This window comes from Nocardia sp. NPDC003183 (assembly GCF_053590715.1).
This window is the reverse complement of sequence record NZ_JBSFTG010000001.1, coordinates 351071-375117: the sequence shown is the minus strand read 5'-3', so window position 1 is coordinate 375117 and position 24047 is coordinate 351071. Positions and strand designations below refer to the sequence as shown.

Sequence of the window (24047 nt, the reverse complement as noted above, 5' to 3'; positions counted from 1 at the left end):
CGGGCTACCGGACGGCGCTGCGGTCGCCGTCGTGTCGTGGACTGTCCGTCGGCACGAGGGCTCGGTGCAGGCCGGTGGGACCGAGACCCCGCGACAGGCCGAGAATCATCGCGGCGCAACCGAGTCCGGAGAGGATGAGACCGGTGGCGAAGAGTGTGGGATATCCGGCCAGGTCGCCGATGAGACCCGCGGCCATCCCGGCGATGCCTTGGACGACGACGATCGCGCAGGCGAGCAGGGTGTAGTCGCTGCCCGCGTGCTCGGATTCGGACGCGTCCATCATGAGCGCGAAGACGGCGACGGTGGCGGCACCGCCGAAGATGTGTTCGGCCAGGCTTGCCGCGACCAGAAGTTCGAAGCCACCGAGGCCGAGGGACGCGACCAGATACAGCGCAATGCTCGCGGTCTGGGTGACACCGCCGATCAGCAGCGCCTGCCGACGGCCGTAGCGGTAGGCCAGCCAGCCGCCCATGGCCGCGCCCGCCAGCGCACCCGCCGAGGACAGGACGCCTTTGATCAGCGCGATCTCGCTGAGGCCGAGTCCGGCGTCGGACAGGAAGGGACCGGTGAGCGCCGCGGCCATCGAGTCACCGAATTTGAAGGCGCCGATCAACGCGATGAAGGCCAGCATGCCGGGGCGGCGCAATCGGGTCCACCAGGCGCCGAGCAACCGCGTGGGCTTCGGTGCCGGCAGCCGGTCCGCGACCCGCTCGCGCATCAGCCATACCGGCACCGTGGTGAGCACGATCAACGCCGCCATGGCCAGGAACAGTGCCCGCCACCCGGCCAGTGCGAACAACCACAGCAGGGCGCCACCGCCGACGATCATCCCGATGCGATAGGCACCGACCTGGATCCCGTTGCCCAGCCCACGCTCACGCGGCCCGAGTAATCGCACGGCCACACCATCGGTCGCCACGTCCTGGGTCGCCGACAGCAGATTCACCACCACGATGCCCGCGAACAACCATCGCAGCGAGGACGACAGATCCAGGCAGGCCAGCACCAGCGCGACCGCGGCCGACAGCAGTTGCAACACCAGCAGCCAGGTGCGCCGGGTGCCGTAGCGGTCGACGTAGGGCGCCCAGAGAAACTTCAGCGCCCACGGCAGGAACAGCACCCCCGAGGCACTGATCGCCACCAGCGAATAGCCCGATTCGCGCAACACCACCGGCAGCGCCTGGGTGAAGAAGCCGAACGGCAGCCCCTGCGCGAAGTACAGCGACGACAACAGAACCAGCGTGCCTGCCGTGATCACACCCGGTCGGGTGGTGGTGCTCATGGGCACATCGTCGCAGAGAGTCCACGCGGGCACAGTGCACAGGCTCGGCGTGATCCGATCTCAGCGGGTGGGCGGTGGGCTGCGAATGTGTTCGAAGACCAAGCTCGTCTCGGTCGAGGCGAATTCGCGGGTCGCGCTGAGCTCCTGGGTGACGAACTCGCGCAACGCGTCCGGTGAGGCCGCCGACACCTGGATCAAGAAGTCGACCGTCCCGGCGAGGAAGTACACATTCACCACACCCGGCAGCGCGGCGAGCTTGGCGCTGAGTTCACCGATTCGCGCCCGCGCCGCCGGCTGGACCTGGACCGAGATCATCGCCTGCAGGGGCAGCCCCAGCGCCTCCGGGGCGATGTCGGTGTAGAAGCCGCGGATCGCACCGAGTTCGCGGAGCCTGCGCAGCCGCAGCGAACAGGTCGACGCGGCGATGCCCACCCGGGCGGCCAGGACGTTGTTGGGTACGCGCGCGTCCTCGGCGAGTTCGGCGAGCAGCTGGCGGTCGATGTCGTCCAGGCTCGACGGCGACCCCCGGAACGGCTGCACGGGGCGCGGTCGGGGTTGCTGTCGCGACGCCATCACCGCAGGATACTCAGCTGAGACGCCTGATTCCGCTGATTGTGCAGAGTTTATCGCTGATTGCTGTGGTTATCGCTGATGCTCGTGTCAGAACCCGAACATCCTCGAGGAGGAGCTTCCATGCGCATCGGTGTCCCCAAGGAAGTCAAGAACAACGAGTTTCGTGTGGCGATCACACCGATCGGCGTGCACGAACTGGTGTCGAACGGTCACCACGTGATCATCGAAGCCGGGGCCGGGGTGGGATCGTCGATTCCCGACTCCGAATACCTCGCGGCCGGAGCACAGATCCTCACCGCGGCCGACGACGTCTGGGCCGGGGCGGACCTGGTGTTGAAGGTCAAAGAGCCAGTCGCCCAGGAGTATCACCGCTTGCGCGCAGGACTCGCCCTGTTCACCTACCTGCATCTGGCCGCGGATCGGCCGTTGACCGAACAGCTACTGGCGCACCGGGTTACGGCCATCGCCTACGAGACCGTGCAACTGCCGTCCGGGGCGCTGCCGTTGCTGTATCCGATGTCGGAGGTCGCGGGCTGTCTGGCGCCGCAGGTCGGCGCGCACGCGTTGATGAAGCCCTACGGTGGTCGCGGAGTGCTGCTCGGCGGTGTCGGCGGTGTCGACCAGGCCAAGGTGGTCATCATCGGGGCGGGCGTCGCGGGCCAGAACGCGGCCAACATCGCCTTGGGTATGGGCGCGGACGTGACCCTGCTCGACACCGATCTCGACAAGTTGCGGATGTCGTTCTGGCGCTACAACAACCGTGTGCGCGGCCTGGCGTCGTCGAAGCTGGCGATCGCCGAGCAGGTCCGCGCGGCGGACATGGTGATCGGCGCTGTGCTGATCCCCGGCGCCGCCGCCCCGAAGCTGGTGAGCAACGACCTCGTCGCGCAGATGAAGCCGGGTTCGGTGCTGGTCGATATCGCGGTCGATCAGGGCGGCTGCTTCGAAGACACCCACCCCACCACCCACGCGGAGCCGACCTATCCGGTCCACGAAACGACGTTCTATTGCGTGGCGAACATGCCGGGCTCGGTACCGCACACCTCGACCTACGCACTCACCAACGCCACCCTGCCCTACGTGGTGGCCTTGGCCGACAAGGGTTGGGAACGCGCCTGCGCCGAAGATCCCGGTCTCGCGCTGGGCCTGAACACCCATGCGGGCAACCTCACCAACGCCGCGGTCGCCGCGGCCCACGACCTGGGGGTCCACGCAGTAGTGTGAATCGTTCACCTGCGGGGACGGGTGGCCGGACGGACGAAAGAACTGACTACCCATGCGCGACGAGCAACCGATCCTTTCTCCCGGCGAAACCTGCTGGCAGATCGCCGAGGCGGACCGGCTGGCATGCATCGTCGACGCGGCGGACTACTTCCGCCATGCCAAGTCGGCGATGTTGCAAGCCAGCAAGCGCATCGTGCTGATCGGCTGGGATTTCGACACCCGGATCAAATTCGAACCACACGGCAAGACCCTCGAAGGACCAGAGCGGCTGGGCAAATTTCTGTCCTGGCTGCCACGGCATCGCCCGGACCTCGAGATCTATCTGCTGAAATGGAACATCGGCGCCTTCACCGCGATGAGCCGCGGGATGACACCCATCTTCGTCGTCAACTGGCTGACCGACCGTCGGCTGCACTTCGAAATGGACGCCGCGCACCCGATCGGGTCGGCACATCATCAAAAGATCGTGGTGATCGATGACCGGCTCGCGTTCTGCGGCGGCATCGACATGACTGTCGATCGCTGGGACACCAGCGACCACCGCGACGACAACGGTTTCCGGACCGCGCCGAACGGCAACCGCTACGGTCCCTGGCACGACGCGACCACCGCCGTCGACGGGGACGCGGCGAAAGCCATCGGCGAGCTGGCTCGTGCCAGATGGAAAGCGGCCACCGGCCGGGAACTGGACCCGCTCGGCGAGATCGCCGGGGACACTCCGTGGCCGCAGGGCCTGGAACCGACGATGCGGTCGGTCGATGTCGGTATCGCGCGGACGCTGCCCGAACTCGCCGACCGCGCCGAAGTTCGTGAGATCGAGGCGCTGTATCTGGCGGCGATCGCGGGCGCCACCAGGTCGCTCTACATCGAAAGCCAGTACCTCGCCTCGCGCACGCTCGCAGAGGCGATCGCGACCCGCCTGCGCGAGCGCAACGGCCCGGAGGTCGTGCTGGTACTGCCCCGCAACGCCGACGGCTGGCTCGAGCAACAGGCCATGGATGGAGCCCGCCGCCGCCTGCTGCACCTGCTGTGGAAGGCCGACACCGAGAATCGGCTCGGCGTCTACTATCCCGTCACCGCCGCCGGTGCGCCCATCTATGTCCATGCCAAGGTGTTGGTGATGGACGACCGCCTGCTGCGGGTGGGATCGTCGAATCTCAACAACCGTTCGATGGGATTCGACACCGAATGCGATCTGGCCGTCGAGGTCACCCCTGCCACCGCGGACGGTGAGCAACTGCGCGAGACCATCCTCGGCATCCGGCGCACGCTGCTGTGCGAACATCTCGACGCCGAACCCGCGAAGTTCGACGCCACGCTCGCCGAGACATCCTCGCTGGTGCGCACCGTCGAGGCACTGCGCGGCGACGGCCGGACCCTGCAACGATTCGAGCCGGCGACCGTCGAGAACGAGGACAGTCCCCTGGCCGAGAACGACTTGATGGATCCCGAGCGAACCCCGACGCGACTGTGGGACAGCCTGTTTCCGGCCCGGGGTGTCCGCACCGACTGATCCGGGTTTCCTGATCGCTGCCTGCCCCCTCGACCGCCGTCAGCGATCGAGGGGATTCAGCGCGATGGCGATCGGCATTCCCGCCCACCACAGTGTCGCCGCTGTCGAGCGTGGGCGGACGCGCGCTTCGTGGCGCATCGCGGCGGCGAACTCGCTACTGAATCCGTCGCGTCCGTGGCGGGCGTGGATTTCGGCGATCCGACCGGGATCGAGGTGGTGGGCGCGCAGCCCGACGACGTCCAGGTGGGCGGCGTCGTGCAGCAACCTCGCTTCGGCGCCGTCGTCGCGCGGAGTACGCGGATCCATGTGCCGGGCGATGGCGGTATGGACGCACTGGCCCAGCTCGGGGGTAGCGCCCCGGTCGGTGACGAACGTGCGAGCCCGGTCGGCGCCGAGCAGGGCGAAACACCCCGTCGTCGCATCGTCGGGCGCACCCACTCCGACATCGTGCAGGACGCACGCGAGGTAGAGCGCCTCAGGATCGGGCGCGAGATCGTCCACTTGCGCCAAGGCCGTACCGAATTCCCAGCATCGCAGACTGTGCGCGAGCAGCGCCGGAGTGAGCACTTCCGTCGCCTCGTCGAGCGCGGAGCGACACAGCCGCGAATCCGGCGGTACCGGGGCAGGCCACCCCGAAACGTCGCCGCCGCGGCGCAGCCCGCGAACGAGATGGGGCAGGGCCATGGTCTGCGCGACCGATGCCGCACTCACAGTACGGATCTGCTGCCGTCGGCTGAGCTCGCCGTCACGCTTCATCGTGGCCGCCCACATGGGAAAGAAGATCGGCTCGGGCGATACCGAGCATGACATCCAGGGTCGATCGGTCGACCATCCGTCGCTGGAACAACGAGTAGGCACCGTTCACCGCCGCCCACGAAACCAGCACCAGCGCACGGGCTTCGACATCGCATCCCCCGCGCCGCACTGCGGCGGCGAAGGATTCGACCAACCCGCCCAGCACACCGTCGATCTGCGTCTTGGCTTTCGCCGCCAGTTCGGATTCGCTGATATCGACGTCGGTCAGCGCCAGAATGCGCAGCGCGAGCGGGTTCTCCCGATGGAACGTGACGTAGCGGTCGAAGACGGCGGCCACTTCGTCGCGCGGAATCGGCTCGTCGCCGGTCGGTGCGGACATCGCCTCCGCATGGCGGGTCGCGATGCGCCACGCCAGCGCGGCGTACACATCGGCCTTGCCCGCACGGAAGTTGGCGTAGATCGAACTGACCGCGACGTCGGCCTCACCGGCGAGCATGTCGATGGTGGTGCCGCGGTAGCCCTCTCGCTGGAACAGGATCTGCGCGGCATCGAGAACGGCGGTGTGTGTCCGGCGTTTTCGTCGGTCTGTCGGGGGTTCCAACGTCATACGAAATACCGTAGTCTCATTCCGATATCGTAGTCAACTTCCGATAGGAGTCTCGATGATCACCTCCCCCCGCACCGGCAGCGAAGCAATGTCGCTGTTCCTGCCCCAATCCCCTTTCGTCCAGCACATGGGCATCGAGCTCATCGACATCGACGAAGGCCGGGCCCGCCTGCGCATGCCGTTCCGGGACGAACTCGTCACGGTCGGCGACATGGTTCACGGCGGCGCCCTCGCGAGCTGCATCGATATCGGCATCATGGCCGCGTCCTGGGCAGGCGCGCGCCTGCCCGAGCAGCTGCGCGGCGTCACCGTCTCGATGTCGATCGACTTCATCCAGCCCGCCCGCGCCGAAAGCATCGACATCATCGGCACCCGCCTGCGCGCGGGCCGCCGGCTCAGCACCTGCCGGGTCGACATCGTCGCCACCGATGACGGTCGGTTGATCGCGGCGGGCGGCGGCACTTACAAAGTGGGCTGAATCGCCGTCCAGTCGCGGATCGCGGCGACGAACTCCTCGGGTGCGTCGGACTCGACGTAGGTGCCCGCACCCTCGACGATCACCGTCTTGTGGTCGGTGAACGTCGCTTCCAGACGCTCGCGCTCCTGCGCACGGAAGGCGATGTCGGCATCGCCCCACACGATCAGCGTCGGCAGATGAGCGACGTCGCCGAGCCCGGCCTCGACCTCGGCGAAGAAGTCCCGGCTCGCGAGAACCCGGCCGGGAAGCACGGCGCTGGCTTGGCGCCGCTCAGGGGTGCCGAGCGCCTGACGGTAGTGCGTCATTTCGGCTGCGGTCGGCTTTCGCCGTCGATGGCCGGTGGGAATGAACCCGTTCACGAGGAGGTTGAGCCGCCGGACCAGGAAGCGGATCGCGGGGCCGCCGATGATGCGACCGAAGGCCTCGAAGTGGAGGACCCCGTTGACCGGCCAGGCCCACGTGTTGGCGAGAACCAGCCGATCGAAGACGCCCGGCCGCCGCTGCGCGACCGCCAGGCCGATCATGCCGCCCCAATCCTGCCCGACCAAGGTGACTCCCTCGAGGCCGAGCGCGTCGACGAACCCGGTGACCACCGCTGCGTGTTCCTCGGGCAGGAAGCGGTAGCCGGGCCGCGGCGAGGACAGCCCGAATCCCGGGTAGTCGAGTGCGACGCAACGGAAGTCGGCGCGCAGTGCACCGATCACGTCGCGCCACAGGAACGACCAGGTCGGATTGCCGTGCAGGAGCAGCAGAGTGGGGCCTGATCCCTCGTCGACGTAGTGCACGGTGTGCCCGTCGATCTCGACGAATCGACTCTCGAACGGGAACAGTTCGTCGTCGACCCAACCGGGCCGCACGCGCTTGGTGGTGTCGACCATGGTGGCCCCCCTCAGGGCTCGGCATCAGGGTATACTTGAGGATCTCACGTGCACTTGAGAAGATCAAGCGATGGTAGGAAACGATGCGTAGCTACGGTCAGTACTGCGGGCTCGCCCGATCCCTCGAAGTCGTCGGTGACCGGTGGAACCTGCTCATCGTCCGCGAGCTTCTCCTTGCCCCCGCTCGCTACCGGGACCTGATCGAGGGCCTGCCCGGCATCGCGACCAACCTGCTCGCCGACCGGCTTCGCGACCTCGAGGCCTCGGGTGTGGTCGAGCGGCGACTGACCGGCGAGGGCAGCGTGGTCGAGTACGCCCTGACGCCGTGGGGTGCCGAGCTGCGCCGACCGATCGAGAGCCTGATTCGCTGGTCCACACCGTTGATGGTTCGTGGTCCCGCCGACGGTGACGCCTTCCGCCCCGGATGGCTAGCCCTCGCCGTCCCCGCCTTGCTCGATGCCCGTATCGAGGTTCGTCCGTCGGCGACAGTCGGTCTCGAGATCGGCGACTCACTCTTCCAGCTCCGCGCGTCGCGCTCGGGCTTCGAGGTCGGCGCGCATGACGGCCGCGCACTCGACGCCACTGTCCGCGCTGACCCCGGCTACATCCTCGGCCTCGCCGCCGGCGCGATCACTCTCAGCGATGCCCTCGCGCTCGGATTGGTCGCGATCGATGGCGACGAGTCCGTTGCGCGCGCTGTCTTCGCCTGACGCGGTCACCGGTTTCAGGCGCTCGCCACACCTGGTAAGCGATCGAACAGCGGGTTTAGTCTCGAAGACATGGAGTTCCGCACCAGAGCGTGTCTCGTGGCGTTCGGCTCGGCCATCGCTCTGCTGTGCGGCTGCGCCCCCAGCGAGCGGGCCGAGCAGGCAACCACCCGGACCGGCGCGTCCGGCCCCGACTCCACCGTCACCGAGGAGCTCGACGCACCGTGGTCGATCGCCTTCCACGGCTCGACCGCACTGGTGAGCGAACGTGACAGCGCCCGTATCCTCGAAATCGGTACCGACGGAACACAATACGAGGTGGGGGTCATCGAGGACGTCGAGCCGTCCGGCGAGGGCGGTCTGCTCGGCATCGCGGTGCGCGAGGGGCACCTGTTCGCCTACTACACCACCGCCGACGACAATCGCATCGAACGATTCGACCTCACCGGGCAGCCCGGCAACCTCGGGCTGGGCAGCGGCACACCGATTCTCACCGGCCTACCCGCCGCCACCAACCACAACGGCGGCCGGATCGCCTTCGGACCCGACGGAATGCTGTATGCCACCGTCGGCGACGCGGGTAATCGCCGAACGGCCCAGGATCGCGCGTCCCTCGGCGGAAAGATCCTGCGCATGACACCGGACGGGCGGGCACCCGCCGACAACCCTCTGCCGGAATCACTCGTCTACAGCTACGGCCACCGGAACCCGCAGGGCATCACCTGGGCGCCGGACGGGCGGATGCTCGCCAGTGAATTCGGCCAGAACACCTGGGACGAACTCAATCTCATCCAACCCGGCGGAAATTACGGGTGGCCCGAGGTCGAAGGCATCGCGGGGCGGGCGGGTTTCCTCGACCCTGTGCAGCAGTGGAAACCGTCCGAGGCCAGCCCGAGCGGGATGACGACTGTCGACGGGTCCGTCTACCTCGCGAATCTGCGCGGTGAGCGACTGCGCCGAATCCCGCTCGACGACCTCGCCCACTCGACCGAGCTCCTCGTCGGCGAGTACGGACGCCTTCGCGATGTCGCCGTCGCGCCGGACGGGTCCCTGTGGCTGCTGACGAACAATACCGACGGCCGCGGTGATCCCACCGACAGGGACGACCGCATCGTCCGGCTCGGACTCGGCACCTGAGCGCGGCGAAACATCCTGTGCCGCAGGCGTTCACCGCTGGGGATGCAGCACCAGCACGGTGATCTCACTCGGTGCGAACACCCGCATCGGCGGACCCCAGTAGCCGGTGCCGCGGCTGGTGTAGAGCTGGGTGTTCGCGTGCCTGCTCAGGCCGGAGACGACCGGCTGATCGAGTCGGACCAGATAGTGGAACGGCCAGATCTGACCGCCGTGGGTGTGCCCGGAGATCTGCAGTTCCACCCCGGCCGCGGCACTGTCGGTGACCTGTGCGGGCTGGTGGGCCAGCAGGACGACCGGTGCGGCGGGGTCGGTGCCCGCGAGCGCGGCGGGCAGGTCGGGACCGTGTCCGGGCACATCGGCGGTGGGGTCGTCGATACCGGCGACAACCAACCGGTCACCGTCGCGGTCGATGGTCCGGTGCGCGTTGTGCAGCGGCTGCCAGCCGATGCCGGCCATGTAGTCGATCCAGCTCTGGGCGTCGTCGAGGTACTCGTGATTGCCGGTGATGTAGAACCGGCCGAGCGGCGCTTCGACGTCGGCGAGCGGGGCGACCTGATCGCGGCGCTGCTCCACCGAACCGTCGACGAGATCCCCGGCCAGCCCCACGATGTCGGGCCGCTGCGCATTCACCACGTCGACGACCCCTCGCGACCATCCCTCCCGGTCGATCGCGGCGAAGTGAGTATCGGTGAGCACCACGACCCGCAGCCCGTCGAGTCCCTCGGCCAAGCCCGGGATCGCGATGTCGACGGTCCGAACCTGCGGCACCCGCCGCGCCTCGTACACCCCGTACCCCGTGAGCACCGCCGACACCACCACCACACCCAGAGCCACCCCTTGGGTAACGCGCATCCCGGTGACCCCGGCAACGCGCAGCACACCCCGGACAACCGACCCGATCACCGACCAGACGAACACCACCCACAACACCCCGAGCAGCACGTCACCGGCAATCGCCGCCGGGTCGAACTGCGGCGGACCGTGCCCGAAGAACATGGCGACAGGCAGACCGACGAAGCCGGCAACGCAGACCCCGGTCCCGACCCGATACCGCAACCCACTGCGCCCGGTCGGCGCGGCAACCAGCACCCACCACGGCACCGCGAACATCACCGCCGCAACCAACACGATCACTATCAGCACTACAGCGGAGCTCACGAAGTCCCGTTCCACCCAGGGCCACCCCGTCCGGGCAGCACGCCACCCCAGATCATTTCAGTTCAGGTCGTCGCATCGCCGGCACGGTCATCCGAACTCGTGAGGCGGTCGAGGATGTCCGCTATCTCGGTGGGGTGCAGGCGAATCCCCATGTGGCTGGTGTCGACCGTGTGGACGTCGAAAGGATTGCCGGGTGTGAGGGCGTCGGCTTCAGCGATCATCTTGTCCTGCATTTCGGGTGGGATCGCCCGGTCCCGGGACAGCCGGATATAGGTGCGTGGGATCTTTCCCCAGGTGGTGGCGTGCACGCGCGAATCGGCGGTCAGTACAGAGGGGGAATCCGCCGGTTCCAGCAGGTTCAGGCAGGCGCGGAATTGCTCGTCGGTGGCGTCGGCCATCAGACCGTCCTTGAGCGCCGTCAGCGTGTCCGGGTCAGCCGTACGCCAGTTGACCGGGACGGTGGCGACGTCGTGGTGGCCGAGGGTTGCCAGATAGGCGGCCACGCTGGGGAGTTCGACGCAGCACCAGGCGGAGATGTAGACGACGCGGGCGAGCGCCTCGGGAATCGCGTTGCCGACAGCGCTGATCGTGGCGCCTCCACCGCTGGTCCCCACGAGCACGACCGGCCCGAACACCCCGGCTCTGCGAACGATGGTTTCGACGTGAGAAACGTTGTCCTGCAGTGTCACCGCAGCCGTCGGCGCCGGCAGTTCCGTGAATGCGGCGAGGTCCTGCGGGGCCTGGTAGGACATCGGGAAGTAGGCGTCGGCGCCGTGGCCCGGGAGGTCGACGGCGATCGCTCTGTGTCCACACAGTCCGAGTTCACGCAGGAGAGGTGTCCAGTATCCGGCGTTGCCGTGCGCGCCGTGCACGAACACGAATGTCGGTCGGCCATCCCACGGGCTCAGCAACTCGGCTCTCCTTCGGTGAACGCGGCAACCACCCACGGTAGAGGAATATCTGGCGGGTCGAGGGCAGCATTCGGTCGCGATCCACAGCATGATGGGGGGATGGCCGAGATGGTGAATGTATGCGTGCCCTGCTGATCCTGATCGTTGTGCTGGCGATCGGGCTGGTTGTGGGCGATCGGGTCGCAGTTGTAGTGGCGCAGAACGAGATCGGACGCCAGGTTGCCGCCGAGTACGACCTTGCGGAGCGACCGGATGTCGAGATCGCCGGGTTTCCGTTCCTGACCCAGGCGGTCGCCGGTACCTATTCCGACATCGACATCCGGATCGGCGACTGGAGTGGGCACAACATTTCCGTCCACGATCTCGACGTCGCACTGACCGACGTCTCCGCACCGCTGGGCGACCTGATCAACAACCGCACGTCCGAACTTGTCGCGGCTACAGCGACCGCGACCGCGGTGGTCCCCTACGACGTCGTGCTGGGTTTCGCGCCGGCGGGCGTGGAGTCGATCTCCGACAGTCCGCAAGGGCTGCGCGCCACCGGGTCGTTCTCGGTGGCGGGGATCTCGGTGCCCGCGACGGTTTTCGTCACCGTCGCACCGACCGAGGCGGGCATCGAGGTCACCCCGGTCTCGGTCCAGGCGGCGGCAGGCGGACCGACGATCTCCCTGGCATTGCTGCGCCAATCGCTGACCTTCGTCGTGCCGCTGCAAGCACTGCCGCTCGGTGCCCGCCTGACCGCCATCCAACCGGGCGCCGACGGTCTACACGCGACCGCCGTAGCCCACGACGTGCGTTTCGACGATCTTCCGTAACACTCCTTGCCCGGTAGCACGGTCCGCCAGAATTGCCCTGACCTCGCACTTCCTCCCATCGAAGGGATAGTCAATGATGCAGGCGTCGAGAGCGCGAGTTGCCGATACACCGCCCGTCGCGACCGGATTCGGTGGTGACCGTCGACGGCGGTCGATGATCCGCGACGGCGCGTCCGTGGCAGTGCTGACGGCGCTGGGCGTGAGTTGGGTCAAGGCACAGGCTTTCGGCACGGTGGCCTTGGCGACGACGGCGCTGATCGTTCCGGGAACCGGTACCAGCGACCCCGCGGTGGCGCACAACTTCGAAAGCAACGCGTACCAGAACTTCATCGATCCCGGCGCTCGCGGCTGCACCGACAACGAGTGTCCCGGCGTCGCCTTCGTTCCCGTCCCGTACGACGCGGCGCTGTGGCCGGTCATCTCGTCGAAAGGCCCGGACGCGTCGTCGGCGAAGTGGGACACCTCGGTGGCCGACGGTGTGGCGAACCTCGACGCGATCGCGACGCGAGTCATGGATTCGAATCCGGGCGGCGCCGTTGTCATCTTCGGATACTCACAGGGCGCGACAGTGGCCAGCGCGGAGAAGGCTGCCTCGGCCGAACTGTCGCAGACGGACAAGGACCGCTTGTCGTTCGTACTCATCGCGAATCCGAACCGGCCCAACGGGGGGATCATCGAACGGCCGGTGCGTTTCGGTCGGCTCCCGATCGCCGACATCAGCTTCGGCCCACCCACCCCCACCGATACCGGCATCCGGACAACGGATATCGCGATGCAGTACGACGGCATCTCGGACTTTCCGGCGTATCCACTCAATGTGCTCGCCGACGCGAATGCCGTGCTGGGCACTGTCCTGATCCACCCGTCGTATCTGCAACCCAAGGGCAACGGCGCGGGCAGCCAACCCAAGGCGGGCGCGGCCGTCTACGGATACCCGGACCGCTCCGACTACATCGCGCAACAGAACTGCGCCGCGCATCCCGGGAACTGCCAGCACCACGGCGATACGACCTACATTTCGCTGCCCAACCCGCAGGGAACGCTGCCGCTGCTGTATCCGCTGCGTGCACTCGGGAAGCACACCGACCACTCGGCGGTGACAGAACCCGCGGCCGCCCTGATGGAGCCGGCACTGCGGGTACTGATCGAAACGGGATACGACCGCGCGGACTACTCGACGCCTACGCCACTGCGGTTCGACCAGCCGGTGAACCCGGAGAAGACCGCTCAGCTGCCGGCCGATCTTCGGCTCGCCATCGAGCAGGGCATCGCCGACGCCGACGCGGTGATGGAGAACCCGGCACACCACGCCGACCGAACGCTGCCGCTGGAATCGGTACTGGCCAATGCCGAGGATCTGCTACCTCCGAACCCAGCGACGCCTCTCGTCCGCGCTCTCTTCACACCGACGGGCTAGCGCCACCGGTCTCAGGTCGACGCCGATCGGGTGTGCGGCGAACTTTCAGAGTTCGAGAAGTTTGACGAGGTTGATCCCCGCGTCGTCGAGCGGCTGAAGAGATTTCTCGCTGCGACCTCGAATGATCGCGCCTTGGATCGTGCTGACGATGACGCTACCGACCGACGCTGCCGCGGCGGAGTCCATGCCCGTCGAGATCAGCATATCGGCCAGTCGGCGGGTCCAGTCGGCGAAAACAGTGGCCGACGCCGCTTGCACGGCCGGCGAGTCGGCGCCGCTCTGCGCGGCGGCTACGATCGGGCAGCCTGCGGTGAACGACGACGTGTCGAGTACCCGCTTCCAGACTTCCACCAGTCCGAGAACGACCTGCGCCGGTGACGACGCAGCGACCAGCGCGTCGATCGTCGCACTGATCTGTTGCCCGGCATGCAGGGTCGCTTGCTCCATGAGTTCGTTCTTGCCGCCGGGGAAGTGCAGGTATATCGAGCCTCGGGCGGTCTTGCTGTGGGCGAGGAGCTCGGTCAGCCCGGTCGCGGCGACTCCGTGTTCCCGCATCATGATTATCGCGCTGCGGATGAGGCGTTCTCGTGGCCCCGCCACTGTGTTCATCGGCAACCCTTCCGCAATAGACCGATCAGTTCATCCTACGGTATCGTCGTCGACGATAGAACGATTGGTCTATCCACAGAGAGGGCACGATGACTACCGCAACGCACAACCCCGAAACCCCGGATTTCGCCACCATGAGCGGACTCGAACTGCTGCGCGCGGCGACCGCGATGCCCGATCGAGCCGGAATCGGCACGCTGCTCGGCATGACGGTCGAGGAACTCGAGTTCGGGCGGGTGTCGTTCAGCCTCGTCACGCGGCCCGATTTCGCCAACCCACTCGGCACCACCCACGGCGGTATCTGCGCGACCCTGCTGGACTCGGTGATGGGTTGCGCGGTTCATTCCGCACTGGATGCCGGGGTCGGATACGGCACGCTGGAGCTGAAGGTCAACTACATCCGATCTGTCCCGACCGACGGGCGCCGCCTCATCGGCACCGGCACGACGTTGCATGTCGGCCGCACCACGGCCACAGCCGAAGGCAAGGTGTTCGACGAGGCAGGCAAACTCGTCGCCCACGCCACCACCACCTGCATCATTCATCGCTGACCTCAGCCGGGGCGAACCCCGATCACCAGCGTGACCGGGGCCGGATTCAGCGATCGCGGCGGAGCACGTCGGCATCCGGGGGCTCGGGGGCACGAAGGGGCGCGCCGACGTGGTGCAGGTGGGTCAGCGCCTCGCGGTACGAGGCGATCAGGCCGGTCTCGTGGTACGGCACGCCGATTTCGGCGCAGTAGTCGCGGACGATCACCTGGGCATGACGCAGATTCGGCGTCGGCATGCTCGGGAACAGATGGTGTTCGATCTGATAGTTGAGCCCGCCGAGGGCGAGGTCGGTCACCACACCGCCGCGCACATTGCGGGAGGTCAGCACCTGTCGACGGAGGTAGTCGGGGCGGTCGTCACCGGTCAAGGTCGGCATGCCCTTGTGGTTGGGGGCGAAGATGCAGCCCATGTACAGGCCGAACAGGCCCTGGTGGACGGCGAGGAACACAAGAGCTTTGTCGGCGGGCAGGACCGCGAACAGTGCGGTCAGGTAGAGGGCGAAGTGACCCAACAGCAGCGCGCCCTCCCAGCCGCGATGTTTGACCGAACGATTCTTTAGCGCCCGCACACCGGCCAGGTGCAGGTTGAGGCCCTCCAGCAACAGCAGGGGGAAGAACAGGAACGCCTGCGCCCGTCCGATGAGACGCGGCAGACCGCGGCTGGAACGTGCCTGCTGTTGTGACCAGACCAGGATGTCGGGTGCGACATCGGGGTCGAGTTCCTCGTGGTTCGGATTGGCGTGATGGCGGGTGTGCTTGTCCTGCCACCAGCCGTAGCCGAGGCCGATTCCGGCGTTGCCCGCGATCCTTCCCACGAGCTCGGTGGGCTGACGCAGCCGGAACACTTGCCGGTGGGCGACATCGTGCATCACCAGCGCGACCTGCGCGAACGTCACGGCCATGAACGCCGCGACCAGCAGGGTCCACCACGAGTCGCCGACGAGGACGAACGCCGCCCAGCCGCCCACGAACGCGGTCCCGACGAGGCTCAGCCGCGTCGCGTAGTAGACAGGGCGGCGGCGCAGCAGCCCCGCGTCGGAGATTCTGCGCAACAGGCGGGCGTAATCGCCGTCGGCGCGGCGCCGCGGCGACCGTGGAGGTGACTCGGGAACCAGAGCAGGTGTCGTCATCTCCCGAAGCTATCGACCGAATTCTCGTCGGCCGTAATCCCTTGGTATGACATCGAATCGGACTGCGGGGTGATATTCCGGACGCGCCCACGGGCCGACGCGACCGAACGGTGACCCACGGACGCATCCGCGCCGCCCGAGCGGACGGCGCGGATTCGAGGGTTCAACCGTGACGCCTGCGGGTAAAGAAAGCTCGACACCGTTCGCGAATCCGGCGAACGGGGCGTCCTGGCGGACGTTCACAGGGTGGAGAACAGCTTGCTGAAATTGATCGAGCTCATACGGAAACCGGCACAGGCGACGGTCCCGACCGAGCCCCCGACCGCGGCCGGGTCGCTACGGGCGGGCGACATCGTGCTCACCGCCAAGCGCAGCTACCGGGTGGTCAGCACCAGCTTCGCCGACGACGCCCGTCGCGCAGGCCGAGTGGTCGCCGACACCGTCGACCTGGTCACCGGACGCCTGCGCGTGCTCGACTTCCCGAGCGCCGACACGATGGTCACCGTCAAAACGGCCTAGCCCGTCAGACCGGCCGATGCCGCACATCGGCGGGGTAGGGCTGTCGAGGCGCGGCGTAACCGCCGGTGGCGGGTCCCTCTTTCTCGATCACACGACGCTGCTCGACACTGCGCGCGCGTTCAGCGAACGCGATGTCTCTGGTGCTGAGCACCGATAGCCGGCCCAGCGAGCTCGCGGCGAAGAACAGGATCAGCGCGCCGAGTCCGTAGAAGAACGTCAGCTGCAGCAGCGCGCGCTTCAGATCCGAGGTGGCGACCGGTTCGCCGATGTCCCCGAGACGCAGCAGATCGGCCAGGAACGGCCCGATCACGAACCACGCGCCTGCCGCGACCGACAGCCAGCCACCGAAACTCGCGACCACCCGGTTCCTGCTCATCAGCATGAGCAGTCCGCCGACGATCGCGACAACGCCCGGCAGGACCTGCAGCCAGCCGCGCGCCGAGGTCCAAACCCACGGCTCGTCGGGGGTGTACGCGAAATCGAAGTACGGCCCGACGAACGGGATGAGTGCGCCCCAGATGCCGAGGAGCAGCACCGCGAGCCCGCCCAGCGCGCCCCGGCTACGCGGAATACGCAGTCGCCCGACGGTCCCGGTCGGCACTTTCTCGTCGTGATCCACCATGACGCCTCCGATCATCGAGAACAGAAGTACGAAGCGCTTACCCCGACCCGGACCGAATACGCACCGGCGCCGAAATCACCGCATGGTCTGTGGCAACAACTCCCCGATCAGGGCTTGCACGCGGGACTTGATCTCGTCGCGAATCGGGCGGACCGCATCGACGCCCTTGCCCGCGGGGTCGTCCAGGACCCAATCCCGGTAGCTCACGCCGGGGTACCAAGGGCAGGTGTCGCCGCAGCCCATGGTGATCACGACGTCGGAGGTTTCCACCGCGTCGGAGGTCAGGATCTTCGGGGTCTGCTCGGCGATATCGATGCCGAGTTCGGCCATCGCGGCGACCGCGGACGGATTGATCGTGTCGGCGGGCGCGCTACCCGCCGACCGGACCTCGATCGCGTCACCGGCGAGATGGGCGAGGAATCCGGCGGCCATCTGGGAGCGACCCGCGTTGTGCACGCAGACGAACAACACGCTGGGCTTGGTAGTCATGGGTGGTGCCTTTCAGCCGGCCGAGGCCGGCGAAGTGTGGGTGGTGGGCTCGAACCGTTTGCGCAAGGCCAGGGAGACATAGACCAAGCCGACCAGGACAGGGACCTCGATCAGCGGACCGACGACCCCGGCGAGCGCCTGGCCGGAGGTGACGCCGTAGGTGGCGATCGCGACGGCGATGGCCAGTTCGAAGTTGTTGCCCGCGGCGGTGAAGGCGAGGGTGGTGGTGCGTTCATAGCCGAGGCCGAGGGCCGCGCCCATGGCATAGCCGCCGCCCCACATGATCGCGAAGTAGGCCAGCAGGGGGATCGCGATGCGGACGACGTCGAGTGGATGGGAGGTGATCTGGTCGCCCTGCAGAGCGAACAGGATCACGATGGTGAACAGCAGCCCATAGAGCGCCCAGGGCCCGATCTTGGGCAGGAATGTCGACTCGTACCAGTCGCGGCCCTTGGCTCGTTCGCCGAGACGGCGGGTGAGGAACCCGGCCAGTAGCGGGATGCCCAGGAAGATCAGCACCGATTTCGCGATCTGCCATGGGGAGACGTCGATGGTGGTTTGTTCCAGGCCGAGCCAGCCGGGTAGGACCGCGAGGTAGAACCAGCCGAGCACGGCGAACATGAAGACCTGGAAGACCGAGTTCAGCGCGACGAGGACGGCGGCGGCTTCGCGATCGCCGCAGGCGAGGTCGTTCCAGATGATGACCATGGCGATGCAGCGGGCCAGGCCGACGATGATCAAGCCGGTGCGGTATTCGGGCAGGTCGGGCAGGAACAGCCAGGCCAGGGCGAACATCAGCGCTGGGCCCAGGATCCAGTTCAGCACCAGGGAGCTGATCAGGAGTTTGCGGTCGCCGGTGACGGCGTCGAGGCGGTCGTAGCGGACCTTCGCCAGCACCGGATACATCATGATCAACAGCCCGATCGCGATCGGCAACGAGATGCCGTCGATCTCCACGGCGCTCAGCGTGTCGCCCAGACCGGGAATCATGTGTCCGAACAGCAGTCCGGCAGCCATCGCGACGCCGATCCAGACCGGTAGGAACCGGTCCAGCGTCGAGAGTTTTCCCACGACGGCCGGGTGGTCGGTGGTGGTGCTCACGCGGTCACCGCTCCGGCCTCGGTCGCGAGCACGTCCGACAGCCGCGCCAGCGCGTGCGGGACGACCCGGTAGTACACCCAGGACGCACGGCGTTCGCTGGTGAGCAATCCGGCCTCGCGCAGCACCTTCAGGTGGTGGGAGATGGTCGGCTGGGTGACGTCGATACCGGTCGACAGGTCGCACACACAGGCCTCACCGCCTGCTCGGGACGCGATCGCCGAGAGCAGCCGCAGCCGGACCGGGTCGGCGAGCGCCTTGAACAGCACGGCCAGTTCGGCGGCGGTCTCGCCGCTCATCGGTGGGCGGGTGCGAGGTGTGGCCTCACACGAGGGTGAGGCCACACTCAGCGGCAAGTCTTGATTCGACATATGTCGATATTGATCGATATCGAATCAAGAAAGCAAGCGAACGTCGAGTGAACTCGCTCGCTCTCGGATCGGGTCAGCCGCAGCAGCTCGCCCCGGAGGCCACGGCCTTCGTTTTGGCCTCGGTTCCGCAGCAGGCACCGTCAGCTTCGGCTTCGGCGGCGGTTCCACAGCAGACGTCGACTGCTTCGGCGTCGGTAAGGCCGAGTTCGGGCGCGGTGCCGAAGGTTTCACTGTCGGCCAGCACCGTGTAGACCTCCCACCGCTCAGCGCCCGGCCCGGTCACCCACACCTTGTCCTGGGTGGCGAAGCAACAGGTGGTCGCGATCTGCTCCTCGGTGAACAGGCCCGCGGCGGAGAGCCGGGCGATCTCGCCGCGCACCTGCTCGGAGGTGTCGACCTCGACGCCGAGGTGGTTGATGGACCCGCCCTGACCCGCGTTCTCGATCAGTACGAGCTTGAGCGGGGGCTCGGCGATCGCGAAGTTGGCGTAGCCGGGCTTGCGCTTGGCAGGTTCGGTGCCGAACAGGGTCGAGTAGAACCGCACGGCGGTGTCGAGGTCGTCGACGTTGAGGGCCAGCTGGATACGAGACATGATCGAACCTCCACTTGTGTGACATATATCGAAGAACTTGTAGTGCCGAGTCTGCTCACCTTTTCGACATATGTCAATACCGCGGGTAGGGTCGGTTTCATGCCCAAGGCACTCCCCGTGATCGACATGTCCACCCCCGTCTGCTGCGCCCCTGTCGCGGCGGGGCCCGTCGATGACGCCGCCGCGCTGGAGGTGGCGTTGCGACTCAAGGCGATCGCCGACCCGGCCAGGGTCAAATTGCTGTCGCTGCTGCTGACCAGCCCGCTCGGCGAGGAGAACGGCGGCGATCTCGCCGCCGCGGTCGGCCTGAGCGAGTCCACGGTCTCGCATCATCTCGGCCAGTTACGCAAGGCCGGCCTGGTGGAGTCCGAGCGGCGCGGGATGAACACGATTCACCGTGCCCGCCGCGACGCACTGTCCGCGCTGTGCACGGTCCTGGATCCGAACTGCTGCACCTAGTTCGCCGCGCAGCGCACCGCCACGGGCACGTCCGGCTGGACGGTTGACGATCACCACGGCCGGTGGATCAACTCCGGTGTGGGTGGCCGATAACCGGGTATAGCCCGGTATCGCGCACCGCCGCCGGCTACGAGCTGACGCTTTCCGTTCGAGCGTGCAGGCAGGAGCAGGTACGCGTCGATGTGACCGAGCGAGAACAACGCGGCCGAGGAGGCGATCCACGACATGGTCCAGGTGACGCGCACGATCCATGCCCCGGTGGAAGAGGTGTTCGCGGTGCTCGCCGATGGATGGTCCTATGCGAGTTGGGTCGTCGGCGCCTCCCACATCCGCGACGTGGACGACACATGGCCGGAGGTGGGAGCTCGCATTCATCACAGTGTCGGACCGTGGCCGTGCACCGTCCAGGACACGACGTCGGTCCGCGCCATCGATTCGCCGCACAGCATCGAACTCGACGCCAGGCTCTGGCCGATCGGCGCCGCGGTAGTCCGGGTGGAGCTACGCGCCATCGATCCCACGTCGTGTGAGGCCGTGATGACCGAACGCGCCGTTCGCGGACCGAGCCGGTTGTTGCCGCACGCGGTCCAGGCGCTGCCGCTCGTGCCACGTAATCGCGAGTCGTTGTCGCGGCTCGCCGACCTCGCCGAGGGCGGGTACCCGGATTCGAGAGCCGAGGGCCGGGACGAGTGACGGCCATGCCCACGAACGCAACCCCATTGATCCGAAGGAGTGCACGGTGCCTCAGCAACCACTGACCGGAAAGCACGTCGCCATCCTGGCCACCGACGGAGTCGAACAGGTCGAACTCGTCCAGCCACGCGACGCCGTCGAGGACGCGGGCGCCACCACCGCATTGCTCTCCTTGGCCAACGGCGCCATCCAGGCCATGAACCACGACGTCGAGAAGGGCGACACCTTCCCGGTGGACCGACGCGTCGCCGAAGCAGCCGTCGACGACTTCGACGCGCTCCTGCTCCCCGGGGGCACCACCAACCCTGACAAGCTCCGCCAGGACCCCGCGGCGGTCGCCTTCGTCAAGGGGTTCGCCGCCACCGGCAAACCGATCGGCGTCATCTGCCACGGACCGTGGATCCTCGTCGAGGCCGACGCCGTCCGCGGCCGTACCCTCACCTCCTACCCCAGCGTGCGCACCGACATCCGCAACGCCGGCGGCACCGTGGTCGACCAGGAAGTCGTGACCGACAACGGCTTGGTGTCGAGCCGAAATCCCGCCGACCTGCCCGCCTTCTGCGCCAAGATCGTCGAGGAATTCGCCGAGGGCAGACACTGAACTCGGCCCGGGTAAGCGGCACTTCCGCTTCGCGGCGGTTGCCTGGCGCTGGTATCGCTGTCGAATTGCGTCGTTTCGTTCGGCGTATCGGGGTATGCGGCCCGCATGACATCGTTGTGGTTCGCAGGTACGCCGACGCCGGCCCGGCTTCCGCTCGCCGGTGACATCGAGGTCGACACGGTGGTGATCGGTGCCGGGATCGTCGGACTGACCACCGCCTTGCTCCTGGCCGAGCAGGGCCGCCAGGTCGCCGTCCTCGAGGCACGCCAGATCGGCGCCGTGACAACCGGCGCGTCCACCGCGAAGATCTCCCTGCTGCAGGGAACCCGCGCGCAGGCGATCGCCCGCCGGCACGGCACCGACGCTCTGTCGACGTATCTGGCCGCGAATCAGGCGGGCTTCGACTGGTTGCTCGACTTCTGTATCGACCACCAGATCGCGACTCAGCGCGTTCCCGCGGCCACCTACGCACAGAATGCCGGCGAGTTCGCGGCGGTCCGCGCCGAGTACGAGGCCACCCGAGCGGTAGGACTGCCCACCCAGCTGATCGACGAGTTCGACGTCCCTTTCCCCACGCACGGCGGTGTCCGGCTCAGGGAGCAAGCGCAGGTCGATCCGGTCGCGGTTCTCACCGCGCTCGCGGCCGACATCGAGGCGAGCGGCGGCTGGATCTTCGAATCGACGCGCGCACGGCGACTTCGCCGACGCGAAGGTCGCGTGGTGATCGGCACCGACCAGGGCGAGGTCTCGGCGGCGAACGCGATCGTGGCGACCGGATCACCGGTGTTCGACCGGCTCGGCCTCGCGGCACAACTCACGGCCCAGCGGTCCTACCTGGCCGCGTTCCAGGTTCCCGGACCGATTCCGCAAGAGATGTTCATCAGCGCAGGCCGGCCGATCCGTTCGCTGCGCTGGTGCCCCACCGAGGCCGACGACGTCCTGCTGGTCGGTGGTAGCGGCCACGACGTCGGCCGCGTCGATTCCGAGGCCGATCATGTCCGGGACTTGCTGGACTGGACGAATCGCTGGTTCCCCGGCGCGCGGCTCATCGCCCGTTGGTCCGCGCAGGACTACCACCCGATCTCCGAACTGCCCTATGTCGGCGCGGTGCAGCACGGTGCCGACGAGGTGCAGTGCGCGACCGGTTTCGCCAAGTGGGGCATGACCAACGGCGTCGCCGCCGCACTGGTGTTGGCCGGCAGGCTGACCGAGCGGCAGCCCGCGTGGTCGCGAGCCTACGACGGCTGGCGTTCCGGTGCGGTGAAGTCCCTGGTCGCGGGCGTGCAGGCCAATACCGCAGTGGCACGGCACCTGTCGACCGGATGGCTGCACCTGCTCGGCACCGACGCGGGAACGACGCCGCCCGAGGGAGAGGGCAGGGTGGAGCGTCGCGGCCTGCACCCGACCGCGCTGTGCACCGTCGCCGGTGCGACCCACACGGTGTCGGCGGTCTGCACACACCTGCGAGGCATTCTCAACTGGAACGACGCGGAGAAGACCTGGGACTGTCCGCTGCACGGGTCCCGTTTCGCACCGGACGGCGCGGTGCTGGAGGGCCCAGCGACCGCACCGCTTCCCCACTGATCGTCCCGCGCGCTGCCGACCGGCTACGCCGAGCCGATCAGGTCCGATCGTCGTCGGTGGTTCCGGTACGCCGACCGAACTCGTCGCTCTCGGGAGTCAGGGTCAGTGCGTCCTGCGGGTCGAGGCCTGCCGACACGGACCACTCGCCACGCAACCGCTGGATCGCGGCTTCCTCGCCACCGCTATCGGCGAGCTCGATGTCGCGACGCCACTGAGCGATGATGTCCAGGGGATCCATGAACTTCTCCTCCTCCGACGATGTGATGACCTGCTCGCGCGGCCTACGGCCGCATCGTCGTGTTACCTCGAAATCCGCGTCCCAAACAGCCGCGCCGATGTCGGGCCGTGGATGACGCGCTCACAGCCGGGCGATCACCAAGGCGGCACAACCGATCAGTGGTGGTACCAGCTGGATCAGGGCCGGACGCGCCTTGTCCGGCGAGGATGCGAGCAGCACCACGCCGGCAGCCACCATCGAACCGGCCCCGGCCAGCACGAGCGCGAGCCCGATTCCCTTGTCCCCGAACGCGGTGAACCCCATGCCGATCGCCGCCACGACGGCCAGGAAGAGGTTGTAGAACCCCTGGTTGAAGGCCATTTCCTTGGTGGCCTCGGCCTCCGCGGCGGATATTCCGAAGGTCGCTCGCGTCCGCGCCGACGTCCACTGCAGTGACTCCATCACGAAGATGTAGCCGTGCAGCAGCACAGCGACTCCGGTGAAGATCAACCCGATCGCGGTCATCGATCCGCCTCTCCCGGGCCTCCGGCTTTGCCTTTGCCTTGGCCCTTGCCTTTCCCCTTGCCCTTCCCTTTACCGCCGGCGTCGCTGTCCGGCTTACCGCCTTCGTCGCTGTCGCCGATGGCTTCGGCTGCGCGTTTGCCGATCTGGCCGCTCTCATCGTGGTGCAACTGCGTCGAGGGAAGTGATCGGGGCGCAGCGGCCGCTGTTCCGGCCGCCACGAAAGCGATGGTGACGCCGATCGCCAGGGCGGACGCGATTCTGTGAGTCGACAACGTGTATCCCCTTCTCGTCGTGGAAGTGGTACGTCGGAGATGAACCGATCCAGCCTATAGGCGGTAACACCCATCCGCGGGTCTGCGCGCAGCGAAGTCCGTCGCGATTGCGCACAACCATTGGAGGATCTGTGAAGACTGAACTCGACGAGATAGCCATCGCGAGCACCGTGAAGGCCGGACACCGTGCACTGCGTGTACAGGTCGGCGATCCTCGCCAAGACCATGCGACACAGGGATGGCGGTGCACGTACCGCGTT

At 67.3% G+C, this 24047-nt stretch carries 30 protein-coding genes; 13 read left to right on the top strand and 17 right to left on the bottom strand.

All coding sequences use genetic code 11. The features are described 5' to 3' along the window. Positions 1 to 4: 4 nt before the first annotated feature. Positions 5 to 1282 (bottom strand): MFS transporter, encoded by a 1278-nt coding sequence (locus ACWDXS_RS01670; protein ID WP_449960940.1) that lies wholly within the window; start codon positions 1280 to 1282, stop codon positions 5 to 7. Between the two features lie 60 nt (positions 1283 to 1342). Further along, complete coding sequence (locus ACWDXS_RS01665; RefSeq protein ID WP_378989781.1) at positions 1343 to 1855, bottom strand: Lrp/AsnC family transcriptional regulator; 513 nt, start codon at positions 1853 to 1855, stop codon at positions 1343 to 1345. A 120-nt stretch (positions 1856 to 1975) separates the two neighbouring features. Between ACWDXS_RS01665 and ald the strand changes: the two genes are divergently transcribed. Both ald and ACWDXS_RS01655 read left to right on the top strand, forming a co-directional pair. Further along, positions 1976 to 3079 carry an alanine dehydrogenase gene (ald, locus tag ACWDXS_RS01660; RefSeq protein WP_378989780.1) on the top strand — a complete coding sequence of 368 codons (1104 nt, stop codon included), beginning with the start codon at positions 1976 to 1978 and terminating at the stop codon, positions 3077 to 3079. A 52-nt stretch (positions 3080 to 3131) separates the two neighbouring features. Then, a complete protein-coding gene (locus ACWDXS_RS01655) occupies positions 3132 to 4592 on the top strand; it encodes a phospholipase D-like domain-containing protein (protein WP_449960937.1) in 1461 nt (486 codons plus the stop codon). A gap of 39 nt (positions 4593 to 4631) precedes the next feature. On the opposite strand, the gene ACWDXS_RS01650 is transcribed toward ACWDXS_RS01655, so the two are convergent. Both ACWDXS_RS01650 and ACWDXS_RS01645 read right to left on the bottom strand, forming a co-directional pair. Further along, entirely contained in the window at positions 4632 to 5348 is a 717-nt protein-coding gene (locus tag ACWDXS_RS01650; protein ID WP_449960934.1) for an HD domain-containing protein, read from the bottom strand. After that, on the bottom strand, positions 5338 to 5955 hold the full coding sequence (locus ACWDXS_RS01645) for a TetR/AcrR family transcriptional regulator (protein WP_387446981.1): 618 nt from the start codon (positions 5953 to 5955) through the stop codon (positions 5338 to 5340). Before ACWDXS_RS01645 ends, ACWDXS_RS01650 begins: the two co-directional genes overlap by 11 nt. Before the next feature lie 55 nt (positions 5956 to 6010). Between ACWDXS_RS01645 and ACWDXS_RS01640 the strand changes: the two genes are divergently transcribed. Further along, the gene (locus ACWDXS_RS01640; RefSeq protein ID WP_379312983.1) at positions 6011 to 6433 is read left to right on the top strand and encodes a PaaI family thioesterase; all 423 of its coding nucleotides are present in this window, start codon (positions 6011 to 6013) and stop codon (positions 6431 to 6433) included. On the opposite strand, the gene ACWDXS_RS01635 is transcribed toward ACWDXS_RS01640, so the two are convergent. After that, entirely contained in the window at positions 6418 to 7311 is an 894-nt protein-coding gene (locus tag ACWDXS_RS01635; RefSeq protein WP_449960930.1) for an alpha/beta fold hydrolase, read from the bottom strand. The genes ACWDXS_RS01640 and ACWDXS_RS01635 overlap by 16 nt on opposite strands. 83 nt (positions 7312 to 7394) lie before the next feature. On the opposite strand from ACWDXS_RS01635, the gene ACWDXS_RS01630 reads away from it, so the two are divergent. Both ACWDXS_RS01630 and ACWDXS_RS01625 read left to right on the top strand, forming a co-directional pair. Continuing rightward, entirely contained in the window at positions 7395 to 8021 is a 627-nt protein-coding gene (locus tag ACWDXS_RS01630) for a winged helix-turn-helix transcriptional regulator (RefSeq protein ID WP_378989773.1), read from the top strand. A 69-nt stretch (positions 8022 to 8090) separates the two neighbouring features. Next, on the top strand, positions 8091 to 9155 hold the full coding sequence (locus ACWDXS_RS01625) for a PQQ-dependent sugar dehydrogenase (protein ID WP_449960927.1): 1065 nt from the start codon (positions 8091 to 8093) through the stop codon (positions 9153 to 9155). Positions 9156 to 9185: 30 nt separating this feature from the next. Here the strand turns inward: ACWDXS_RS01625 and ACWDXS_RS01620 are convergent, their stop codons facing one another. Together ACWDXS_RS01620 and ACWDXS_RS01615 are read right to left on the bottom strand one after the other, a co-directional pair. After that, on the bottom strand, positions 9186 to 10313 hold the full coding sequence (locus ACWDXS_RS01620; protein ID WP_449960924.1) for a metallophosphoesterase: 1128 nt from the start codon (positions 10311 to 10313) through the stop codon (positions 9186 to 9188). 62 nt (positions 10314 to 10375) lie between these two features. Further along, a complete protein-coding gene (locus ACWDXS_RS01615; RefSeq protein ID WP_449960921.1) occupies positions 10376 to 11224 on the bottom strand; it encodes an alpha/beta fold hydrolase in 849 nt (282 codons plus the stop codon). 119 nt (positions 11225 to 11343) lie between these two features. On the opposite strand from ACWDXS_RS01615, the gene ACWDXS_RS01610 reads away from it, so the two are divergent. Continuing rightward, positions 11344 to 12039: an LmeA family phospholipid-binding protein gene (locus tag ACWDXS_RS01610; RefSeq protein ID WP_449960918.1), complete on the top strand. Its 696-nt coding sequence runs from the start codon at positions 11344 to 11346 to the stop codon at positions 12037 to 12039. A gap of 175 nt (positions 12040 to 12214) precedes the next feature. Beyond that, positions 12215 to 13456 carry a PE-PPE domain-containing protein gene (locus ACWDXS_RS01605; protein WP_449960916.1) on the top strand — a complete coding sequence of 414 codons (1242 nt, stop codon included), beginning with the start codon at positions 12215 to 12217 and terminating at the stop codon, positions 13454 to 13456. 45 nt (positions 13457 to 13501) lie between these two features. Here the strand turns inward: ACWDXS_RS01605 and ACWDXS_RS01600 are convergent, their stop codons facing one another. Then, positions 13502 to 14065, bottom strand: coding sequence for a TetR/AcrR family transcriptional regulator (locus tag ACWDXS_RS01600; RefSeq protein ID WP_449960913.1), 564 nt, complete (start codon positions 14063 to 14065; stop codon positions 13502 to 13504). Between the two features lie 89 nt (positions 14066 to 14154). On the opposite strand from ACWDXS_RS01600, the gene ACWDXS_RS01595 reads away from it, so the two are divergent. Beyond that, positions 14155 to 14616, top strand: a complete 462-nt coding sequence (locus ACWDXS_RS01595) for a PaaI family thioesterase (protein WP_378630826.1) — start codon at positions 14155 to 14157, stop codon at positions 14614 to 14616. A gap of 46 nt (positions 14617 to 14662) precedes the next feature. Here the strand turns inward: ACWDXS_RS01595 and ACWDXS_RS01590 are convergent, their stop codons facing one another. Further along, the gene (locus ACWDXS_RS01590) at positions 14663 to 15745 is read right to left on the bottom strand and encodes a fatty acid desaturase family protein (protein ID WP_449960909.1); all 1083 of its coding nucleotides are present in this window, start codon (positions 15743 to 15745) and stop codon (positions 14663 to 14665) included. A 258-nt stretch (positions 15746 to 16003) separates the two neighbouring features. On the opposite strand from ACWDXS_RS01590, the gene ACWDXS_RS01585 reads away from it, so the two are divergent. Continuing rightward, on the top strand, positions 16004 to 16264 hold the full coding sequence (locus ACWDXS_RS01585) for a hypothetical protein (protein WP_378989764.1): 261 nt from the start codon (positions 16004 to 16006) through the stop codon (positions 16262 to 16264). A 4-nt stretch (positions 16265 to 16268) separates the two neighbouring features. Here the strand turns inward: ACWDXS_RS01585 and ACWDXS_RS01580 are convergent, their stop codons facing one another. From ACWDXS_RS01580 to ACWDXS_RS01560, 5 genes are all read right to left on the bottom strand, one after another. Then, the gene (locus ACWDXS_RS01580; protein WP_449960906.1) at positions 16269 to 16886 is read right to left on the bottom strand and encodes a hypothetical protein; all 618 of its coding nucleotides are present in this window, start codon (positions 16884 to 16886) and stop codon (positions 16269 to 16271) included. Between the two features lie 75 nt (positions 16887 to 16961). Beyond that, entirely contained in the window at positions 16962 to 17375 is a 414-nt protein-coding gene (locus ACWDXS_RS01575; protein WP_378989762.1) for an arsenate reductase ArsC, read from the bottom strand. Positions 17376 to 17387: 12 nt separating this feature from the next. Beyond that, entirely contained in the window at positions 17388 to 18476 is a 1089-nt protein-coding gene (gene arsB, locus ACWDXS_RS01570) for an ACR3 family arsenite efflux transporter (protein WP_449960903.1), read from the bottom strand. Beyond that, a complete protein-coding gene (locus tag ACWDXS_RS01565; protein WP_378989760.1) occupies positions 18473 to 18844 on the bottom strand; it encodes an ArsR/SmtB family transcription factor in 372 nt (123 codons plus the stop codon). The genes arsB and ACWDXS_RS01565 overlap by 4 nt, the downstream gene beginning before the upstream one ends. A gap of 73 nt (positions 18845 to 18917) precedes the next feature. Then, on the bottom strand, positions 18918 to 19436 hold the full coding sequence (locus ACWDXS_RS01560; protein ID WP_378989758.1) for an ArsI/CadI family heavy metal resistance metalloenzyme: 519 nt from the start codon (positions 19434 to 19436) through the stop codon (positions 18918 to 18920). 99 nt (positions 19437 to 19535) lie between these two features. Between ACWDXS_RS01560 and ACWDXS_RS01555 the strand changes: the two genes are divergently transcribed. The 4 genes from ACWDXS_RS01555 (at position 19536) to ACWDXS_RS01540 (ending at position 22773) form a co-directional block, all read left to right on the top strand. Next, complete coding sequence (locus tag ACWDXS_RS01555) at positions 19536 to 19895, top strand: Rv2640c family ArsR-like transcriptional regulator (RefSeq protein WP_378989757.1); 360 nt, start codon at positions 19536 to 19538, stop codon at positions 19893 to 19895. A 225-nt stretch (positions 19896 to 20120) separates the two neighbouring features. Then, positions 20121 to 20588 carry an SRPBCC family protein gene (locus ACWDXS_RS01550; protein WP_449960899.1) on the top strand — a complete coding sequence of 156 codons (468 nt, stop codon included), beginning with the start codon at positions 20121 to 20123 and terminating at the stop codon, positions 20586 to 20588. Positions 20589 to 20634: 46 nt separating this feature from the next. Beyond that, positions 20635 to 21189, top strand: a complete 555-nt coding sequence (locus tag ACWDXS_RS01545; protein WP_449960897.1) for a type 1 glutamine amidotransferase domain-containing protein — start codon at positions 20635 to 20637, stop codon at positions 21187 to 21189. 105 nt (positions 21190 to 21294) lie between these two features. After that, a complete protein-coding gene (locus ACWDXS_RS01540) occupies positions 21295 to 22773 on the top strand; it encodes an FAD-dependent oxidoreductase (RefSeq protein WP_449960894.1) in 1479 nt (492 codons plus the stop codon). 37 nt (positions 22774 to 22810) lie between these two features. Here ACWDXS_RS01540 and ACWDXS_RS01535 read toward each other — a convergent pair whose 3' ends face one another. The 3 genes from ACWDXS_RS01535 to ACWDXS_RS01525 form a co-directional block, all read right to left on the bottom strand. Next, complete coding sequence (locus tag ACWDXS_RS01535) at positions 22811 to 23011, bottom strand: hypothetical protein (protein ID WP_378989752.1); 201 nt, start codon at positions 23009 to 23011, stop codon at positions 22811 to 22813. A 120-nt stretch (positions 23012 to 23131) separates the two neighbouring features. Further along, complete coding sequence (locus ACWDXS_RS01530) at positions 23132 to 23515, bottom strand: DUF1304 domain-containing protein (protein WP_379316801.1); 384 nt, start codon at positions 23513 to 23515, stop codon at positions 23132 to 23134. Further along, the gene (locus ACWDXS_RS01525; RefSeq protein ID WP_449960889.1) at positions 23512 to 23787 is read right to left on the bottom strand and encodes a hypothetical protein; all 276 of its coding nucleotides are present in this window, start codon (positions 23785 to 23787) and stop codon (positions 23512 to 23514) included. The genes ACWDXS_RS01530 and ACWDXS_RS01525 overlap by 4 nt, the downstream gene beginning before the upstream one ends. Positions 23788 to 24047 lie beyond the last annotated feature (260 nt).

Coding starts and splice junctions, on each gene's coding strand:
- ACWDXS_RS01625 (WP_449960927.1), top strand. CDS start 8,091: ATGGAGTTCCGCACCAGAGCGTGTCTCGTGGCGTTCGGCTCGGCCATC.
- ACWDXS_RS01630 (WP_378989773.1), top strand. CDS start 7,395: ATGCGTAGCTACGGTCAGTACTGCGGGCTCGCCCGATCCCTCGAAGTC.
- ACWDXS_RS01645 (WP_387446981.1), bottom strand. CDS start 5,955: ATGACGTTGGAACCCCCGACAGACCGACGAAAACGCCGGACACACACC.
- ACWDXS_RS01575 (WP_378989762.1), bottom strand. CDS start 17,375: ATGACTACCAAGCCCAGCGTGTTGTTCGTCTGCGTGCACAACGCGGGT.
- ACWDXS_RS01560 (WP_378989758.1), bottom strand. CDS start 19,436: ATGTCTCGTATCCAGCTGGCCCTCAACGTCGACGACCTCGACACCGCC.
- ACWDXS_RS01600 (WP_449960913.1), bottom strand. CDS start 14,065: ATGAACACAGTGGCGGGGCCACGAGAACGCCTCATCCGCAGCGCGATA.
- ACWDXS_RS01670 (WP_449960940.1), bottom strand. CDS start 1,282: ATGAGCACCACCACCCGACCGGGTGTGATCACGGCAGGCACGCTGGTT.
- ACWDXS_RS01565 (WP_378989760.1), bottom strand. CDS start 18,844: ATGTCGAATCAAGACTTGCCGCTGAGTGTGGCCTCACCCTCGTGTGAG.
- ACWDXS_RS01590 (WP_449960909.1), bottom strand. CDS start 15,745: ATGACGACACCTGCTCTGGTTCCCGAGTCACCTCCACGGTCGCCGCGG.
- ACWDXS_RS01530 (WP_379316801.1), bottom strand. CDS start 23,515: ATGACCGCGATCGGGTTGATCTTCACCGGAGTCGCTGTGCTGCTGCAC.
- ACWDXS_RS01665 (WP_378989781.1), bottom strand. CDS start 1,855: ATGGCGTCGCGACAGCAACCCCGACCGCGCCCCGTGCAGCCGTTCCGG.
- ald (WP_378989780.1), top strand. CDS start 1,976: ATGCGCATCGGTGTCCCCAAGGAAGTCAAGAACAACGAGTTTCGTGTG.
- ACWDXS_RS01540 (WP_449960894.1), top strand. CDS start 21,295: ATGACATCGTTGTGGTTCGCAGGTACGCCGACGCCGGCCCGGCTTCCG.
- ACWDXS_RS01640 (WP_379312983.1), top strand. CDS start 6,011: ATGATCACCTCCCCCCGCACCGGCAGCGAAGCAATGTCGCTGTTCCTG.
- ACWDXS_RS01655 (WP_449960937.1), top strand. CDS start 3,132: ATGCGCGACGAGCAACCGATCCTTTCTCCCGGCGAAACCTGCTGGCAG.
- ACWDXS_RS01550 (WP_449960899.1), top strand. CDS start 20,121: ATGGTCCAGGTGACGCGCACGATCCATGCCCCGGTGGAAGAGGTGTTC.
- ACWDXS_RS01650 (WP_449960934.1), bottom strand. CDS start 5,348: ATGAAGCGTGACGGCGAGCTCAGCCGACGGCAGCAGATCCGTACTGTG.
- ACWDXS_RS01595 (WP_378630826.1), top strand. CDS start 14,155: ATGACTACCGCAACGCACAACCCCGAAACCCCGGATTTCGCCACCATG.
- ACWDXS_RS01580 (WP_449960906.1), bottom strand. CDS start 16,886: ATGGTGGATCACGACGAGAAAGTGCCGACCGGGACCGTCGGGCGACTG.
- ACWDXS_RS01535 (WP_378989752.1), bottom strand. CDS start 23,011: ATGGATCCCCTGGACATCATCGCTCAGTGGCGTCGCGACATCGAGCTC.
- ACWDXS_RS01635 (WP_449960930.1), bottom strand. CDS start 7,311: ATGGTCGACACCACCAAGCGCGTGCGGCCCGGTTGGGTCGACGACGAA.
- ACWDXS_RS01555 (WP_378989757.1), top strand. CDS start 19,536: ATGCCCAAGGCACTCCCCGTGATCGACATGTCCACCCCCGTCTGCTGC.
- ACWDXS_RS01610 (WP_449960918.1), top strand. CDS start 11,344: ATGCGTGCCCTGCTGATCCTGATCGTTGTGCTGGCGATCGGGCTGGTT.